The organism is Pseudomonas sp. EA_65y_Pfl1_P113, assembly GCF_963970525.1.
In the GTDB taxonomy this organism is placed as follows: Bacteria; Pseudomonadota; Gammaproteobacteria; order Pseudomonadales; family Pseudomonadaceae; genus Aquipseudomonas; species Aquipseudomonas tritici.
Genome location: NZ_CAXAQM010000057.1, coordinates 1 through 15,652 on the forward strand (window position 1 = coordinate 1; position 15,652 = coordinate 15,652).

17 protein-coding genes are annotated in these 15,652 nt (G+C 59.4%); 15 read left to right on the forward strand and 2 right to left on the reverse strand.

Annotated elements, in window-relative coordinates:
* The 3 genes from AACY52_RS27515 to AACY52_RS27525 all read left to right on the forward strand — a co-directional run.
* The coding region (locus AACY52_RS27515) for an ATP-binding cassette domain-containing protein (RefSeq protein ID WP_339561016.1) at positions 1–980 on the forward strand (980 nt) is incomplete at its 5' end.
* A 17-nt stretch (positions 981–997) separates the two neighbouring features.
* Positions 998–1,963, forward strand: a complete 966-nt coding sequence (gene araH / locus AACY52_RS27520) for an L-arabinose ABC transporter permease AraH (RefSeq protein ID WP_339561017.1) — start codon at positions 998–1,000, stop codon at positions 1,961–1,963.
* A 140-nt stretch (positions 1,964–2,103) separates the two neighbouring features.
* Positions 2,104–2,907, forward strand: coding sequence for an IclR family transcriptional regulator (locus AACY52_RS27525; protein ID WP_339427895.1), 804 nt, complete (start codon positions 2,104–2,106; stop codon positions 2,905–2,907).
* A gap of 113 nt (positions 2,908–3,020) precedes the next feature.
* On the opposite strand, the gene AACY52_RS27530 is transcribed toward AACY52_RS27525, so the two are convergent.
* Entirely contained in the window at positions 3,021–4,073 is a 1,053-nt protein-coding gene (locus tag AACY52_RS27530; RefSeq protein WP_339418883.1) for an NAD(P)-dependent alcohol dehydrogenase, read from the reverse strand.
* Between the two features lie 180 nt (positions 4,074–4,253).
* On the opposite strand from AACY52_RS27530, the gene AACY52_RS27535 reads away from it, so the two are divergent.
* Positions 4,254–5,147 carry an AraC family transcriptional regulator gene (locus tag AACY52_RS27535; protein ID WP_339418881.1) on the forward strand — a complete coding sequence of 298 codons (894 nt, stop codon included), beginning with the start codon at positions 4,254–4,256 and terminating at the stop codon, positions 5,145–5,147.
* Between the two features lie 116 nt (positions 5,148–5,263).
* Here AACY52_RS27535 and AACY52_RS27540 read toward each other — a convergent pair whose 3' ends face one another.
* Entirely contained in the window at positions 5,264–6,928 is a 1,665-nt protein-coding gene (locus AACY52_RS27540; protein ID WP_339418880.1) for an electron transfer flavoprotein-ubiquinone oxidoreductase, read from the reverse strand.
* 505 nt (positions 6,929–7,433) lie between these two features.
* On the opposite strand from AACY52_RS27540, the gene AACY52_RS27545 reads away from it, so the two are divergent.
* The 11 genes from AACY52_RS27545 (at position 7,434) to AACY52_RS27595 (ending at position 15,435) form a co-directional block, all read left to right on the forward strand.
* Positions 7,434–8,183 carry an electron transfer flavoprotein subunit beta/FixA family protein gene (locus AACY52_RS27545; protein ID WP_339418878.1) on the forward strand — a complete coding sequence of 250 codons (750 nt, stop codon included), beginning with the start codon at positions 7,434–7,436 and terminating at the stop codon, positions 8,181–8,183.
* Between the two features lie 16 nt (positions 8,184–8,199).
* Positions 8,200–9,129 (forward strand): FAD-binding protein, encoded by a 930-nt coding sequence (locus AACY52_RS27550; RefSeq protein WP_339439360.1) that lies wholly within the window; start codon positions 8,200–8,202, stop codon positions 9,127–9,129.
* Positions 9,130–9,213: 84 nt separating this feature from the next.
* Entirely contained in the window at positions 9,214–10,029 is an 816-nt protein-coding gene (locus AACY52_RS27555; RefSeq protein WP_339418876.1) for a transporter substrate-binding domain-containing protein, read from the forward strand.
* A gap of 9 nt (positions 10,030–10,038) precedes the next feature.
* Positions 10,039–10,401: a DUF4398 domain-containing protein gene (locus AACY52_RS27560; protein WP_339418874.1), complete on the forward strand. Its 363-nt coding sequence runs from the start codon at positions 10,039–10,041 to the stop codon at positions 10,399–10,401.
* Positions 10,398–11,213, forward strand: a complete 816-nt coding sequence (locus AACY52_RS27565; RefSeq protein WP_339418871.1) for an OmpA family protein — start codon at positions 10,398–10,400, stop codon at positions 11,211–11,213. The genes AACY52_RS27560 and AACY52_RS27565 overlap by 4 nt, the downstream gene beginning before the upstream one ends.
* 251 nt (positions 11,214–11,464) lie before the next feature.
* Positions 11,465–12,904 (forward strand): PLP-dependent aminotransferase family protein, encoded by a 1,440-nt coding sequence (locus AACY52_RS27570; RefSeq protein ID WP_049711953.1) that lies wholly within the window; start codon positions 11,465–11,467, stop codon positions 12,902–12,904.
* A 104-nt stretch (positions 12,905–13,008) separates the two neighbouring features.
* A complete protein-coding gene (locus AACY52_RS27575) occupies positions 13,009–13,476 on the forward strand; it encodes a translation initiation factor 2 (RefSeq protein ID WP_339418869.1) in 468 nt (155 codons plus the stop codon).
* 162 nt (positions 13,477–13,638) lie between these two features.
* Positions 13,639–13,893, forward strand: a complete 255-nt coding sequence (locus AACY52_RS27580; RefSeq protein ID WP_049711955.1) for a YkgJ family cysteine cluster protein — start codon at positions 13,639–13,641, stop codon at positions 13,891–13,893.
* A gap of 41 nt (positions 13,894–13,934) precedes the next feature.
* Complete coding sequence (locus AACY52_RS27585) at positions 13,935–14,540, forward strand: START domain-containing protein (RefSeq protein ID WP_339418868.1); 606 nt, start codon at positions 13,935–13,937, stop codon at positions 14,538–14,540.
* A gap of 103 nt (positions 14,541–14,643) precedes the next feature.
* Positions 14,644–14,880 (forward strand): hypothetical protein, encoded by a 237-nt coding sequence (locus AACY52_RS27590; protein WP_339418867.1) that lies wholly within the window; start codon positions 14,644–14,646, stop codon positions 14,878–14,880.
* A gap of 213 nt (positions 14,881–15,093) precedes the next feature.
* Positions 15,094–15,435 carry a ribonuclease E inhibitor RraB gene (locus tag AACY52_RS27595; protein WP_010208429.1) on the forward strand — a complete coding sequence of 114 codons (342 nt, stop codon included), beginning with the start codon at positions 15,094–15,096 and terminating at the stop codon, positions 15,433–15,435.
* The last annotated feature ends 217 nt before the right edge of the window (positions 15,436–15,652 follow it).

The following is a 15,652-nucleotide window of genomic DNA, read 5'->3' on the forward strand; positions in this document are numbered from 1 at the left end:
CGCGGGAGATCGACCGCTTGATGGCGATCATCACGCGCCTGCGCGATGAGGGCAAAGTGGTGCTCTACGTGTCGCACCGCATGGAGGAAGTGTTCCGCATCTGCAACGCGGTCACGGTGTTCAAGGACGGCCGCTACGTGCGCACCTTCGAGGACATGAGCGCGCTGACCCATGACCAGTTGGTGACCTGCATGGTTGGTCGCGATATCCAGGATATCTACGACTACCGTTCGCGTGAACGCGGCGAAGTGGCACTCAAGGTCCAGGGGCTGCTCGGTCCAGGGCTGCGTGAGCCTGTCAGTTTCCAGGTCCACAAGGGCGAGATTCTCGGCCTGTTCGGGCTGGTAGGGGCGGGGCGTACCGAGCTGTTTCGGCTTTTAAGCGGATTAACGCGTACGACCGCAGGGCAGCTGGAACTGTGCGGCGAAAAACTGCAACTGCGCTCACCGCGCGATGCCATCGCCGCGGGCGTGCTGCTGTGCCCGGAAGACCGCAAGAAGGAAGGCATCATTGCGCTGTCCAGCGTTGCCGAGAACATCAATATCAGCGCACGCAGCACGCACTCCCGTTTCGGCTGGCTGTTGCGTGAGGGGTGGGAGAAGGGCAACGCCGACCAGCAAATCAAGGCAATGAAAGTCAAAACGCCTAACGCCGAACAGAAAATCATGTACCTGTCCGGTGGCAATCAGCAGAAGGCCATTCTCGGCCGCTGGCTGTCGATGCCGATGAAAGTGCTGCTGCTGGATGAGCCGACTCGGGGTATTGATATCGGCGCCAAGTCGGAGATCTACCAGATCATCCATAACCTCGCGGCCAGCGGCATCGCGGTGATTGTGGTGTCCAGCGACCTGATGGAAGTGATGGGTATCTCCGACCGCATCCTGGCGATGAGCGAAGGCGCCCTGACCGGCGAGGTGGCCCGCGATCAGGCGGGTGAAGCACGGCTGTTGCAACTGGCTCTCCCGCGTTCGCGGGCTTGAAGAATTCGAGGTGAATGATGTCTGAGGTAAAAACTGCAAAGGGCTTCTGGCCGGGTTTCAACCAGCGCAAGTTCCTGGACGATTGGGTGATGCTGTTGGCGGCACTCGGCATCTTTGTGCTCAGCGCGCTGTTTATCGACAACTTCCTTTCTCCGCTGAATATGCGCGGGCTGGGCCTGGCTATTTCTACGGTGGGCATTGCGGCGTGCACCATGCTGTTCTGCCTGGCGTCGGGGCATTTCGACTTGTCGGTGGGCTCGGTGATCGCCTGCGCCGGCGTCGTCGCGGGCATTGTGATTCGTGACACCGACAGCGTGCTCCTTGGCGTATCGGCGGCCTTGGCCATGGGCCTGGTGGTAGGGCTGATCAACGGCATCGTCATCGCCAAGCTGCGCATCAACGCGTTGATCGCGACGTTGGCGACCATGCAGATCGTGCGTGGGCTGGCGTACATCTTCTCCAACGGCAAGGCGGTTGGCGTGATGAACGAAGACTTCTTCGTCTTTGGCAGCGGCCAGCTGTTGTGTGTGCCGGTGCCGATCATCATCACCGTGCTGTGCTTTATATTCTTCGGCTGGCTGCTCAACTACACCACCTACGGGCGCAACACCATGGCCATCGGCGGTAACCAGGAAGCCGCGTTGCTGGCCGGGGTGAACGTTGACCGGACCAAGATCATCATCTTTGCCGTGCATGGTTTGATTGGCGCCTTGGCCGGGGTGATTCTTGCGTCGCGCATGACCTCTGGCCAGCCAATGATTGGCCAGGGTTTTGAGCTGACGGTGATTTCGGCTTGCGTGCTGGGTGGGGTGTCGTTGAGCGGCGGCATCGGCATGATCCGCCATGTGATTGCGGGTGTGCTGATCTTAGCGATCATCGAGAATGCGATGAACCTGAAGAACATCGACACGTTTTACCAGTACGTGATCAGGGGTTCGATCCTGTTGCTGGCCGTCATCATCGACCGCATGAAGCAACGCTAACGTCACAGTCTAAAAGACGCTGGAAATCTAATGTGGGAGCGAGCAAGTCGAACCGCCGCTCCCACATTTGGATCTCCACAGTATTGAGGTTCAGCTTTTGCCATAATGGCGCCGTTTTCGTACTTCCCAATAGGCCCGATATGCAGGAAAACGCCCACACCCCCGCCAAAGACACCGCCCCCACCGGTACCCAGACCCTGCTGCGTGGCCTGGGCGTGGTACAGGCAGTGGCGGCCGGTGCGCGGGATCTGAAAGAGATCGCCCGGCGCATCGGCACCACCCGCAGCACCACCCACCGCCTGGCCAGTTGCCTGGTGGACGAGCGTTACCTGCGCGTGGTGCCCCAGGTTGGTTACCTGCTGGGGCCGAAGTTGATCGAACTGGGTTTTCAAGCTCGGGAAGAGTTGCCATTGGTGACCCTGGCCATCCCGTATCTGGACGAGCTGTCGGCCCTGACCGGTGACACCATTCACCTGGCTATTCGCGAATACGACGACGTGCTTTACCTGCACAAGAACCCTGGCCGCTACGGCCCGGAAATGCGTTCGCGAGTCGGTCATCGCATGCCGCTGGCACGGACCGGGGTTGGCAAGGCGATGTTGCTGGATGACTCGGCTGAGGAATGGCGGCGTCTCTACGAAGCCAGCGTGCCGGAGGGTGGTAAGAACCTGCAATGGCCGCAGCACCCGGAGCAATCCTGGGCGCAGTTCGAGCAGCGCATGCGTGAATACGTGGTGGGCGGTTATGCGTTCGACCTGGAAGACAACGAACCGTCGATCCGTTGCGTGGCCGCACCGGTGCGCGATGCCAGCCGGCGAATCGTCGCCGGCATCAGCATCGCCAGTACCGTGCCCTACATGCCGCTGGAAAAAATGGCCGAGCTGATTCCTGTGATCAAACAGGTCGCAGCGCGCCTCTCCGCGGAATTGGGCGCAAGAACCTGACCCCGCCGTAGCAGCTGTCGAGCGCCAGCGAGGCTGCGTTCGCGGTGTACCTGACACGCCGCAGACGCAGCCTCGCCAAGGCTCGACAGCTGCTACGGGCGAGCGTCGCTTGGTTAGACCTTCAAGGTCGCCATGTCGATGACAAAGCGGTACTTCACATCGCCCGCGATCATGCGGCTGTAGGCTTCGTTGATATTGCGGATATCGAGCATCTCGATGTCACAGCTGATGCCGTGCTCGGCGCAGAAATCCAGGACTTCCTGGGTTTCGGCAATGCCACCGATCAACGAACCCGCCAGCACTTTGCGGCCCATGATCAGCTTGGCGGCGTTGACCGGCGGGTCGATCGGTTCGATCAAGCCGACCAGGATGTGCACGCCGTCAAAGCGCAATACGTCGAGGTAGGGGTTGAGGTCGTGTTGCACCGGGATGGTGTCCAGCAGGAAGTCGAAGTGCCCGGCGGCGGCTTTCATCTGCTCGGCGTCGGTGGACACGATCACGTGATCGGCGCCCTGGCGACGACCTTCTTCGGCCTTGCTCGCGGAGCGGGTGAACAAGGTCACTTGCGCGCCAATCGCCTTGGCCAGCTTGATGCCCATATGGCCCAGGCCGCCCATGCCCAATACGCCCACTTTATCGCCGGCCTTGATGCCGTAGTGCTTGATCGGCGAGTACATGGTGACGCCGGCGCACAGGATCGGCGCGGCGCTGGCCAAGTCGAGCTTGGCTGGGATCTTCACCACGAAGTGCTCGCTGACCACGATGCTGTCCGAGTAGCCGCCCATGGTGTTGCTGCCGTCGACGCGGTCCGGGGTGGCGTAGGTCATGGTTGGACCTTCGAGGCAGTATTGCTCCAGGTCGGCTTTGCACGCGTCGCAGTGACGGCACGAATCGACCATGCAGCCCACGCCGACCAAGTCGCCGACCTTATGCGCGGTCACGTTGGCGCCGACGGCGGTGACCTTGCCGACAATCTCGTGGCCCGGCATCAGCGGGTACACGGCGATGCCCCATTCGTTGCGCGCCTGGTGGATATCGGAGTGACAAACGCCGCAGTACAGGATCTCGATAGCCACGTCATCCACGCGCGGGCTGCGACGTTGGAAGGACATGGGGGCGAGGGGAGTGGTGGCCGACTGGGCGGCGTAACCGATGGCGGTGTACATGGGGGAACCTCGCAAAAGCAATCACAGGAGAGGCCGCGCATTTTCCGCGCCGAGCCTTGATGCGGCCATGGCGATTGCTCCGAGTCTCATGCCTATTTGTCCGGGAGTGCCCCTTGATTGGATTTTTGTGTCGCCAGACCTGCGATGATGTTCTCATCCCTTTTTCGCGAAGTTTTTGCCATGTTGTTGACTCGCTATCTCGACGCCAACGCCACGCTGGTTTCCCTGATTGAAGGCCTCACGCCGCGTGACGGTTTTTCTCCCACCCACCTGCCCGGCGTGCAGGTGCTGCGCGCCAGTTGCGACGTGGCGCGCGGGCCGCAGATCTATGAGCCGAGCCTGATGTTTGTGGCTCAGGGCAGCAAGGTCGCCTACCTGGGCCCGCGTACGCTGGAGTATGGCGCCGGGCATTACCTGATTCAGGCGATGCCGGTGCCGTTCGAGTGCGAGACATTTGCCATGGCGCCGGATGCACCGCTTTTGGGTGTGACGGTGGGGATCGATCGTGTGGTGCTGGGCGAACTGGTGATGGCCATGGGCGTTCAGGCCGGGCCGCCGCCGACGGCGCAGACGCTGGAGTCGATGAGTTCGGTGGTGCTCGATGATGCCATGCGCGGGTGTGTCGAACGGCTGTTGCAATGCCTGCACGATCCGCTGGAAAGCCGGATCATGGGCCCGGCGCGGGTGCGCGAGTTATTGTTCACCGCGTTGCGCGGGCCGCAGGCCGATGTGCTGCGTGCGCTGGTCGAACAGCAAGGGCAGTTCTCGCGAATTGCCACGTCACTGAATCACCTGCATGCGCATTACGCCGAGCCGCTGAACATCGAGACGCTGGCGGGCTATGCGCACATGAGCGCGTCGACTTTTCATGAGCACTTCAAGCGCTGCACGCTGTTGTCGCCGGTGCAATATCTGAAGCGTTTGCGCTTGCTCAAGTCCCAGCAGTTACTGCTGGTGGAGGGGATGGGTGTGGCGCAGGCGGCGCACAGCGTGGGGTATCAGAGTACATCGCAGTTCAGCCGGGAATATAAGCGCTACTTCGAGCGTAATCCCGGGGAAGAGCGGGCCGCATAAATCTTATTGATTCAACCCGGTCAGTATGGGAGCAGGCAAGCCAGCTTCCACATTTTGACCGAGTCGAGCACAAAAAAGGCCCTCGCACTGAGGGCCTCGTTGTTCAAGCAGCTGACTTACATGTTCGGATAAGTCGGCCCACCCGCGCCTTCCGGCGTCACCCAGGTAATGTTCTGCGAAGGGTCTTTGATGTCACAGGTCTTGCAGTGCACACAGTTCTGGGCGTTGATCTGGAAGCGCTTCTCGCCGTCTTCCTGGGTGATCACCTCATACACACCCGCCGGGCAGTAGCGCTGCGCCGGTTCATCGTAGAGCGGCAGGTTGGTGCCGATCGGGATGCTCGGGTCTTTCAACTTCAAGTGGCACGGCTGCTCTTCTTCATGGTTGGTACCGGAGATGAACACCGAGCTCAGTTTGTCGAAGCTCAGCTTGCCGTCAGGTTTCGGATAGTTGATCCGGGTGCTGTCCTTGGCCAGCTTGAGGCAGGCGTAGTCCGGCTTGGTGTCGTGCAGGGTGAACGGCATTTTGCCGCCAAGGATGTTCTGGTCGAACCAGTTGAAGCCCGCGCCGATGATCGGGCCGAACTTGTGCATCGCCGGGCCGAAGTTACGGCTGGCGAACAGTTCCTCATAAAGCCAGCTGGACTTGAAGTTGTCGACGTAAGCGGTCAGTTCATCACCGCCTTCGGACTCTGCAAACAGACGGTCGGCCACGGCGTCGGCGGCGAGCATGCCGGACTTCATCGCGGTGTGGCTGCCTTTGATCTTAGCCACGTTCATGGTGCCCAGGTCGCAACCGATCAGTGCGCCGCCCTTGAAGATCATCTTCGGCAGCGAATTGATGCCGCCTTTGGCCAAGGCGCGTGCGCCGTAGCTGATGCGCTTGCCACCTTCCAGGTACTGGGCAAGCACCGGGTGATGCTTGAGGCGCTGGAACTCATCGAACGGCGACAGAAAGGTATTGCTGTAAGACAGGTCGACAATCAGGCCTACAACCACCTGGTTGTTTTCCAGGTGATACAGGAACGAGCCACCGGTGTTCTCGTTGCCCATGATGTCCAGCGGCCAGCCGGCGGTGTGCACCACCAGGCCTGGTTGATGCTTGGCCGGGTCGATCTCCCAGATTTCCTTCAGGCCGATGCCGTAGTGCTGGGCGTCGGCATCGCTGGCCAGGTTGAAACGTTCGATGAGTTGCTTGCCGATGTGGCCACGGCAGCCTTCGGCGAACAGCGTGTATTTGCCACGCAGTTCCATACCCGGGGTGTATACGCCTTCTTTTGGATTGCCTTCGCGGTCGACGCCGAGGTCACCGGTGATAATCCCGCGCACCACGCCGTTTTCGTCGAACAGCGCTTCCTGTGCTGCAAAGCCTGGGTAGACTTCCACGCCCAGGTTCTCGGCCTGCTGGGCCAGCCAGCGGCACAGGTTGCCCAGGGAGATGATGTAGTTGCCTTCGTTGTGCATGGTCTTGGGCACAAAAAAGTCAGGCACCTTGGTGGAAGCGTCCGGGCTGCGCAGTACATAAATGTCATCGCGCACCACGGGGGTGTTGAGCGGGGCACCGAGTGCTTTCCAGTCCGGGAACAGTTCGTTCAGGGCGCGAGGTTCAAACACGGCACCGGAGAGGATGTGTGCGCCGACTTCGGAGCCTTTTTCAACCACGCAGACGCTGATTTCCTTACCGGCTTCGGCGGCCTTCTGCTTCAGTCGGCAGGCGGCAGACAGACCCGCCGGGCCAGCGCCGACGATGACCACGTCGAATTCCATGTATTCGCGTTCCACAGGCTATCTCCTACTCAAGGCTCAACAGGCTTTTTTTCTAATGGGTGGAGGTTCGGTGTCGTCAGGCGCGGGGGCCGGACCCACCTTTCTCTCTAGGTGGCGCATTATATATAGACCACTGCTAGCGTCCAATACAAACGTTTGTTTGAATTGCCCGCAGGCTAGGTAAATCAAAGAGGCGCGGCTTATGACTGGCTATTTTGCCGTATTGACCAGAATAGGTGTTCCGGTCAATATACGGTCGGTTTCGCGCTTACCGTAGGCAGACTGCAGGTTTCAAGAGCACGTCCAAAAGCAAGACAGGTGACGCGCGCCCAAACGTTGGCGCGCAGTTTACACGCTGCGATAAAGAATGACCTCTCAGTCACCACTGACGAACGGTCATCATTTCCCGTGAGCCAGGTCACTCGCTGAGGTTTTTGGAGGTGCCCTTGTGTGCCGATGAGCATCAACCGCCAGGTTCGCCTAGGCGACTTTCTTTTCACCGGAGAGTAACGAGGAATCCATGAAGGTTCTTGTAGCTGTCAAACGCGTTGTCGATTACAACGTGAAAGTTCGCGTCAAGGCGGACAATTCCGGCGTCGACCTTGCTAACGTCAAAATGTCGATGAACCCTTTCTGCGAAATCGCTGTGGAAGAAGCCGTCCGCCTGAAAGAGAAAGGCGTGGCGACTGAAATCGTCGTGGTTTCCATCGGCCCTACCACTGCTCAAGAGCAGCTGCGTACCGCCCTGGCACTGGGCGCCGACCGCGCTATCCTGGTCGAGTCCGCTGAAGACCTGACCTCCCTGGCCGTGGCCAAGCTGCTCAAGGCTGTTGTCGACAAGGAACAGCCGCAACTGGTGATCCTCGGCAAACAAGCCATCGACAGCGACAACAACCAGACTGGCCAGATGCTGGCTGCACTGACCGGTTACGGCCAAGGCACCTTCGCCTCGAAAGTCGAAGTGAGTGGCGACAGCGTGGCGGTGACCCGTGAAATCGACGGCGGCGCACAGACCGTTTCGCTGAAACTGCCGGCCATCGTGACCACCGACCTGCGTTTGAACGAGCCGCGCTACGCGTCCCTGCCAAACATCATGAAAGCCAAGAAGAAGCCTCTCGAAGTGCTGACGCCTGACGCTTTGGGCGTTTCCACCGCCTCCACCAACAAGACTGTAAAAGTTGAAGCGCCGGCTGCTCGCAGCGCAGGCATCAAGGTCAAGTCGGTGGCTGAATTGGTCGAGAAACTGAAAAACGAAGCGAAGGTGCTTTGAATTGGAGAGCAGGATCATGACTATCCTCGTAATCGCCGAACACGATAACAAGGTGCTGGCTCCGGCCACCCTGAATACCGTGGCTGCCGCCGCTAAAATCGGTGGGGACATTCACGTACTGGTTGCCGGCCAGGGCGCTGGCGCAGTGGCTGAAGCTGCTGCGAAAATCGCGGGTGTGAGCAAAGTACTGGTCGCCGACAACGCGGCCTACGCTCATCAACTGCCGGAAAACGTCGCGCCACTGGTAGCAGAGCTGGGCGCTGGCTACAGCCACATCCTGGCTGCCGCGACCTCCAACGGCAAAAATATCCTGCCACGCGTTGCCGCGCAGCTGGACGTTGACCAGATCTCCGAAATCATCTCGGTCGAAAGCGCCGACACCTTCAAGCGCCCGATCTACGCCGGTAACGCCATTGCCACCGTGCAATCGACGGCTTCGGTAAAAGTCATCACCGTACGTGCCACCGGTTTCGACCCGGTTGCCGCCGAAGGTGGTTCGGCTGCCGTTGAAGCTGTTGCAGCTGCCCACGACGCTGGCACTTCCAGCTTTATTGGCGAAGAGTTGGCCAAGTCGGATCGTCCTGAGCTGACCGCTGCCAAGATCGTCGTTTCCGGCGGCCGTGGCATGCAGAACGGTGACAACTTCAAGCACCTGTACGCCTTGGCTGACAAGCTGGGCGCTGCGGTCGGCGCTTCCCGCGCGGCCGTCGACGCAGGTTTCGTACCCAACGATATGCAGGTCGGCCAGACCGGCAAAATCGTTGCGCCACAGCTGTACATCGCCGTCGGTATCTCCGGTGCGATCCAGCACTTGGCCGGTATGAAAGACTCCAAAGTGATCGTTGCGATCAACAAGGACGAAGAAGCACCGATCTTCCAGGTGGCTGATTACGGCCTGGTGGCGGATTTGTTCGAAGCCGTACCCGAGTTGGAGAAGCTGGTCTAATCCAGTCGCTTCACTTATAAAGAGCCCGGTCTTATGACCGGGCTTTTTTTGCGACCCCTTTTTTGAACACCGGAGAGCTTCGCCATGGAACTGCGCCCCTGGAGCGTTTTGCTGGGCCTCACGCTGCTGCCGACGCTGTCGCTGGCGGCGGGCAAATGCGATCGCCTGGTGATCACTGGCAGCCCGGACACCCCACCTTTGCTTTGGCGCGACCCGCAGGACCCCACGCGCCTGATCGGCGCCACCGCCGATGTGTTGCAGCAAGTGGGCAAGGATCTCGGGTTAAAAATCGACCTGCTCTACGGCGGCACACGTTCCCTGGCCCTGGATGAAGTGCGCAGTGGGCGCATGGACATCCTCGCCGACGCGCCGCTGAACCTGGGTGAGCTGGAAACCCTCGACTACATCCACCCGGCGTTGATGCAGCTCGACTATCTGGTGTGGACGCGCAAGGATTCGGCGCTGGCCTACGCCACGGCCGCCGATCTGCATGGCCACAAGGGCGCTGTGTCCGAGCGGGCGCGCCTGAGCGCGGGCTTCGAGACCTTCGCCGGCCAGCAGTTGACCCTGCAACGCCTGCCATCCCTGACGCCAGCGTTTCAGAAACTGCTGCTGGGCGAGGTGGACTATGTGCTCGCCGGGCGTTATTCCGGCATGGCCATGGCGCAGACCTTGGGCATGAGCAACGACCTGGTCGCCCGCGATGTGCCGATCGACCAGCCGGGCTTGTACCTGGCGATTTCCCACAACTCGGCCTGCAATGATCCGTGGTTGCGCGGACAGCTCGCCAAAAAGATGACAGAATTGCCGACGTCCGGTGTGGCGGAAGCGGCGCTACAGCGCAATCTGGAGCGCTTGAAAGCACAATTGCAGCAACCCGTCGGCACCCCAACAAAGTAGGGATTTTCAGTGACTCTTCGACCTCTTTTCGCGGCCCTCGCCGTTGTCGTTCTGGCGGGATGTGCAGCCGATCCTGCGCCGAATGAACAAATGCGCCTGACCCAGCAAGCCTTGGAGCAAGCCAGTGCCGTGGGTGCCAACGCGGATGAATCGCCTGAATTGAAACTGGCCGAAGCTAAATTCGCCCGAGCCAAGTCGAGCATGGCCGACGAGTCCTACAAAAACGCGCGTATGCGTTTCGAGCAAGCCGAGCTGGACGCACGCCTGGCCGAAGCCAAGGTGCTGACGCGCAAGAGCCAGGAACAACTGAACGTGCTCAACACCCGTATCACCCGCCTGCGCAAGCAATTGCAGTTGGGGGAAGCCCAATGAGCCCGATGATCCGCGGTTTGAGTTGTGCGGTGCTATTGGGCACTGCCGTGCTGGGCGGTTGCGCCAGCCATCCCGATAGCGAACAGGCCTTGCAACAGGCGGGCACTGACTTCCAGAGGGTCAAGGAAGACGCCAATGTGTTGCGCATCGCCCCGAAGGACGTGATCCGTGCCGGTGAATCCCTGGCCCGTGCCGACCGCTTATCCAGTTATTGGGGCAGCGGCTCCGACGTCGTGCATTACGCCTACCTGAGCCAGCGCTACAGCGCCATTGCCCGCGAACACACCGAGCAGGCCCTGAACGAAGAGCGCGCCGCCAAGCTCGAGCTGGAGCGCCAGCGCCTGCAACTGGCCCTGCGTGAAAGCAAGCTGATCAGCGTGCAGCAGCAGGGCAAGTGGCTTGAAGAACAGATCGCCACCCTGGCCACCACCCAGACCGATCGCGGCCTGGTGATGACGTTGGGCGACGTGCTGTTCGATACCGGCGTGGCAGAACTGAAAAACTCGGCCAACCGTACCGTGCTGAAAATCGTACAGTTCCTGCAATTGAACCCCAAGCGCGTGGTGCGCATCGAGGGTTATGCCGACAACACGGGCGGTGAGCGGGAAAATCTGAAACTGTCCCGCGACCGTGCGCAGTCAGTGGCGGATGTGCTGGTGGACCTGGGGATCGACGAAAAACGCATCCAGGTTGAAGGTTATGGTGACCAGTACCCGGTGGAGGCCAACGCCTCCGAGCGGGGCAGAGCGCAGAACCGTCGTGTGGAAATTGTGTTCTCGGATGAGAAAGGCCAGCTGGGCGCCGCTCGGTAGGCGTCTGGTACCGATCAAGCTGTGGGAGCGGGCTTGCCTGCGAAAGCGGTGTATCAGTCAATATTTCAGTGGCTGACACACCGCTTTCGCAGGCAAGCCCACTCCCACATTTGTTTGGTGTACACCGTTACAGTTTTTACTGTCACTCCCGCGCGCGCTCGACTATTGTGGCAACTGTCCCCGTACACTTCTAAACTGTGCCGGTATGTTTCACACAAAAATAAAATACCCGTGAAATCGAGTGCTGCGTCATGACCAATCTGTTGCTTTACCAACGTATTGCCCAGCAACTGGCTGAAGATATCCGGCGCGGTGTCTATCAGCCGGGCGAGCGCGTGCCTTCGGTGCGCAAGATGAGCTCGCAGTTGAACGTGAGCCACGCCACGGTGTTGCAGGCCTACGCCAACCTGGAAGACCAGGGGCTGATCCGGGCGCGGCCGCAATCCGGCTATTACGTGCACCAGACGCCAGCACTCACCGCGCCGACGCCGGACATCGCACGGGTCGAACGCCCAGGGTTGGTCACCCGCAGCAGTATCATCCAGCAGGTATTGGGCGAGTCGCGGCGCGAAGGCGTGTTCCCATTGGGCGCTGCTGTGCCCAGCGTGGACTACCTTCCGGTACGCGCATTGCACCAACAGTTGGCCAAGGTCACGCGCTTCCAGAGCCCGCGGGCGTTCAGTTACATGTTCAGCCCCGGGTTTGAGCCGCTGCGCCGCCAGGTGGCGATCCGTATGCGCGATGCGGGCGTGGTGGTGGACCCTTCCGAAGTCGTGATCACCCACGGGTGTGTCGATGCCTTGCAGATGTCACTGCGGGTGCTGACACGGCCTGGCGACTTGATTGCCGCTGAATCGCCAACCTATTACGGCCTGCTGCAGTTGGCTGACTTGCTGGGGCTCAAGGTCATCGAGATCCCCAGCGACCCATCCACCGGCATGAGCCTGGAAGCCCTGCAACTGGCGGCTAACCAATGGTCGATCAAAGCGCTGGTGCTGACCACGCGGCTGAGCAATCCCTTGGGCGGCACCATGCCCGAGGAACGTCAGAAACAGTTGCTGCGCCTGGCTTCGGATTTCGATATCCAGATTGTCGAGGACGATATCTACGGCGAGCTGATGTTCGAACTAGGCCGCACCAAGGCCCTGAAAGCCTATGACCGCCTCGACCGAGTTATCTATTGCTCGAGCTTTTCCAAGACGCTGTCCCCCGGTGTGCGCATCGGCTGGATGATCGCCGGCAAATACCAGCAGGAGCTGCAGCGCCTGCAAATGTTCAGTACTCACTCGGCGTGCAGCGTCACCCAGATGGGCGTTGCGGCCTATCTGGAAAACGGCGGCTACGATCGGCACCTGCGCTATATACGCCAGGAGTACCGCAAGAATCTCAGCGCGTTCCAGCTCGCGGTGCAGCAATATTTCCCGGAAGGCACGCAGATGACCCGCCCGACCGGCGGCTTCATTTTGTGGGTCAGTTTACCCGGACGGGTCAATACCCAGGAACTGCATGTACGCGCACTGCAACAGGGCATCAGCATCGCACCAGGCCTGATCTTCAGTAACACCGAGCAGTTCAACCACTGCATTCGCCTCAACTGCGGTACGCCCTGGAACCGTGAGGCAGAGCGGGCGCTGATGACGCTGGGTATGCTTGCCAGCCAGCTTTGCCAGGAAACGGCAGCCGGCCTTTGAGGCGCACAAAGGGGGAAAATCCTATAGCACGCTAATCAGCGCACTTGTCATGCCGTGCACAACAAGCGAGCATATGGCCCTCTGCCGTTAATGCTGTAGGCAATATGACCTCGATTTTTCGCGCTGTTTGTGTGATTGGCCTGTTAAGCCTGTGCAACTTCAGCACCGCGCTGGCGGCAGCACCTGTGAGCGAAACCAAGCCAACTGCCAGTTCGAAACAGAAAACCTCTGCCAAGAAAGCTCCCGCCGTGAAGAAACAAAGTGCTGCGGCCAAAAAACGTGCGGCAAGTCGATCAAAATCGTCCCGTGAAGTGGCGCAGACACAATTGCCGCCGGCACAGTTGGATCTGTCATTGCCAACGGACATGGTCAGGCACCTTCAGCCCATTGGCACCATGGCCAAGCCCAAAAGCGTGCCCCTGCTGCCGCCGATGTTTGGTGCCAAGCCCACCGACAACAGTGCATTTCAGATCAACGGCCGCCTGCTCAGCAATGAGATGAAGCTGCAGTTGCGCAATGAAGAGCGGCGTGAAGTGGAAGGCGCAGCGTTGGAATTCGAGTTCAAGCAGTAAACTTTTCCCACATACGTGACGCCGCCCTCCGACCATCTGTCGCAGACTGGTCAGTCACGTTTGTTTTCTGCGAAAAACCCCTGTTAGACCATTTTAAAACGGCTGTTTAAGGGCGTACTCTAGCCCGGCCATCCACATTGAGTCGTCGAGGACCTGCTGGTCATGAATTGCCGTGAAGGCTGTGGCGCTTGCTGCATCGCCCCCTCCATCAGCTCGCCGTTACCTGGAATGCCACAGGGCAAACCGGCCGGCGAACGCTGCCTGCACCTGTCGGTCGAACAGCTATGCCAGCTGTTCGGGCAACCGGAACGCCCGGCGGTGTGCAGTGAGTTCAAGGCGGACATCGAGGTCTGCGGCACCGACCAGGCCGATGCCATCCGTCTGATCGGCTGGTGGGAGCAGATGACGGCGGCTTGATGGGCTTTACTCTCGTAACTTCAACAATAAGGAATACACCTATGGGTTCGCTGAAACGAATGGCTGTGTTGTGCGGTTTTACGGTGTTGTTTGCTGCTACTGCCCAGGCTGAGGATTGGCAAGTCGCCAAGGACGAAGACGGTATCAAGGTGTCCCTGAGCGAAGTTGCCGGCTCCAAGTACAAGGCGTATCGCGGTGTGACCGTGGTCAAGGCGCCGGTTGCCAAGATTGTTGCGCTGCAGGAAGACGTAGTGGGTGCCTGCAAATGGATTCACGAGTGCAAATTGCAAAAACTGCTGAAACACGAGGGTGACGTCAGCTACACCTACACCCAGTTCAATGCCCCGTTCCCCGTCAGTGATCGTGATTCGATCCTCAAAATCACCACCTCGAAGGGCGCTGACGGCAGCGTGACCCGAACCTTGCTGGAGGTGCCGACCTATCAGCCAGAAGAGAAAGGCTTCGTACGGGTTGCCCAAGTCGAAGGCTTCTGGAAACTGGTGCCAAAAGGCGACAACCAAACCGAAGTCACTTATCAGGTGCACACCGAGCCAGGCGGCAGCGTGCCATCGTGGTTGGCCAACAAGTTTGTGGTGGACGCGCCGTTCAACACGTTGAAAGCCTTGAAAGAACACGCTGAAAAATAAGCGCAATTGATCCGGTGCTTCCTGCCCAGAGTGGAACGTTTGCTGACCCCTCAAGGTCCAGATAAATGTGAGCCCACACGCGGGCTTTTTCGAGGAGGCACCGATGCAAAAGTGGCAGATTACTTTCGTTGATGATCACGGCGTACAGTCCGTGGAGCAGTTCACCTGCGAACAACAACCTAGCCGCGAAGATGCTGCGCACATGATTCGCAACAAACTGGTGCCTGTCGCCGCCGAACTCGACCTCAACGACCTTGAGGGCCGTCAGTCCGATCCTACCGTCAAGATCCTCAAAGACCAGAACAGTATCCAGATCCTCGACATCTCTCCTGTCGTCTGAACATTCGCTGTACACCCTTCAAGCACCTCTGGTGGAGGCGATAGCTTCGCGCTACTCTGCAAGTGAGATCAGCGAATGAATCGCTAGGTACTGGTCTTGTCAGCTACATGCTTGTTTTCCAGCGGTGATGTTATTGCCGTAGCTCCTACGCCATTACGGCGTGGGCTTCGGGAAGCACGGAAAGTCTACCCATCAGTTTGAGGAGCACTTTTCATGAGCACAGCCTATCAAGAAGACATCAGCACCAATGTTCTGCGCCGCATGAAAGAAGGCGGTTTTGACTTTTCACGCTTCCACCCCATTGAGTTCTACGCCATTTTTCCTGATGAAGAACGGGCGCGCAGGGCTGCGGGTGAGTTTCGTGGGGAATCCCTGAATGCCCAAGTCAGTGCGCGCGACGATGGTGCCTGGTACTTGGAACTGAGCAAAATCATGTCTGCCACCTACGACGGCATAGGAGACTTCGAGCAAGACTTTGGGGCGGTGGTCGAGCCGCTGGGCGGGATCATCGAGGGGTGGGGCGTGAAGCAGGAGGTGCGTGGGTTACCCATGTAGCAGCGAGCAGTATGAGAAACACAGCGTATCGGCTGACCTTTGGGTCGGCCGATTTTGTTTGTGGCGTCCACCCAGGTCTTTTCAGCGCCCAAAAAAAGGTTCTTCACGGAATCACGGGAAAGACAGAAACAAGAACGCCGATTTGATGGATGATGTTCGTGCGAGCAAACACATCTAAAAAACCGGCGTTCTTATGCGTGATATTAATACTTTTCTT

Coding starts and splice junctions, on each gene's coding strand:
- araH (WP_339561017.1), top strand. CDS start 998: ATGTCTGAGGTAAAAACTGCAAAGGGCTTCTGGCCGGGTTTCAACCAG.
- AACY52_RS27525 (WP_339427895.1), top strand. CDS start 2,104: ATGCAGGAAAACGCCCACACCCCCGCCAAAGACACCGCCCCCACCGGT.
- AACY52_RS27530 (WP_339418883.1), bottom strand. CDS start 4,073: ATGTACACCGCCATCGGTTACGCCGCCCAGTCGGCCACCACTCCCCTC.
- AACY52_RS27535 (WP_339418881.1), top strand. CDS start 4,254: ATGTTGTTGACTCGCTATCTCGACGCCAACGCCACGCTGGTTTCCCTG.
- AACY52_RS27545 (WP_339418878.1), top strand. CDS start 7,434: ATGAAGGTTCTTGTAGCTGTCAAACGCGTTGTCGATTACAACGTGAAA.
- AACY52_RS27550 (WP_339439360.1), top strand. CDS start 8,200: ATGACTATCCTCGTAATCGCCGAACACGATAACAAGGTGCTGGCTCCG.
- AACY52_RS27555 (WP_339418876.1), top strand. CDS start 9,214: ATGGAACTGCGCCCCTGGAGCGTTTTGCTGGGCCTCACGCTGCTGCCG.
- AACY52_RS27565 (WP_339418871.1), top strand. CDS start 10,398: ATGAGCCCGATGATCCGCGGTTTGAGTTGTGCGGTGCTATTGGGCACT.
- AACY52_RS27570 (WP_049711953.1), top strand. CDS start 11,465: ATGACCAATCTGTTGCTTTACCAACGTATTGCCCAGCAACTGGCTGAA.
- AACY52_RS27575 (WP_339418869.1), top strand. CDS start 13,009: ATGACCTCGATTTTTCGCGCTGTTTGTGTGATTGGCCTGTTAAGCCTG.
- AACY52_RS27580 (WP_049711955.1), top strand. CDS start 13,639: ATGAATTGCCGTGAAGGCTGTGGCGCTTGCTGCATCGCCCCCTCCATC.
- AACY52_RS27585 (WP_339418868.1), top strand. CDS start 13,935: ATGGGTTCGCTGAAACGAATGGCTGTGTTGTGCGGTTTTACGGTGTTG.
- AACY52_RS27590 (WP_339418867.1), top strand. CDS start 14,644: ATGCAAAAGTGGCAGATTACTTTCGTTGATGATCACGGCGTACAGTCC.
- AACY52_RS27595 (WP_010208429.1), top strand. CDS start 15,094: ATGAGCACAGCCTATCAAGAAGACATCAGCACCAATGTTCTGCGCCGC.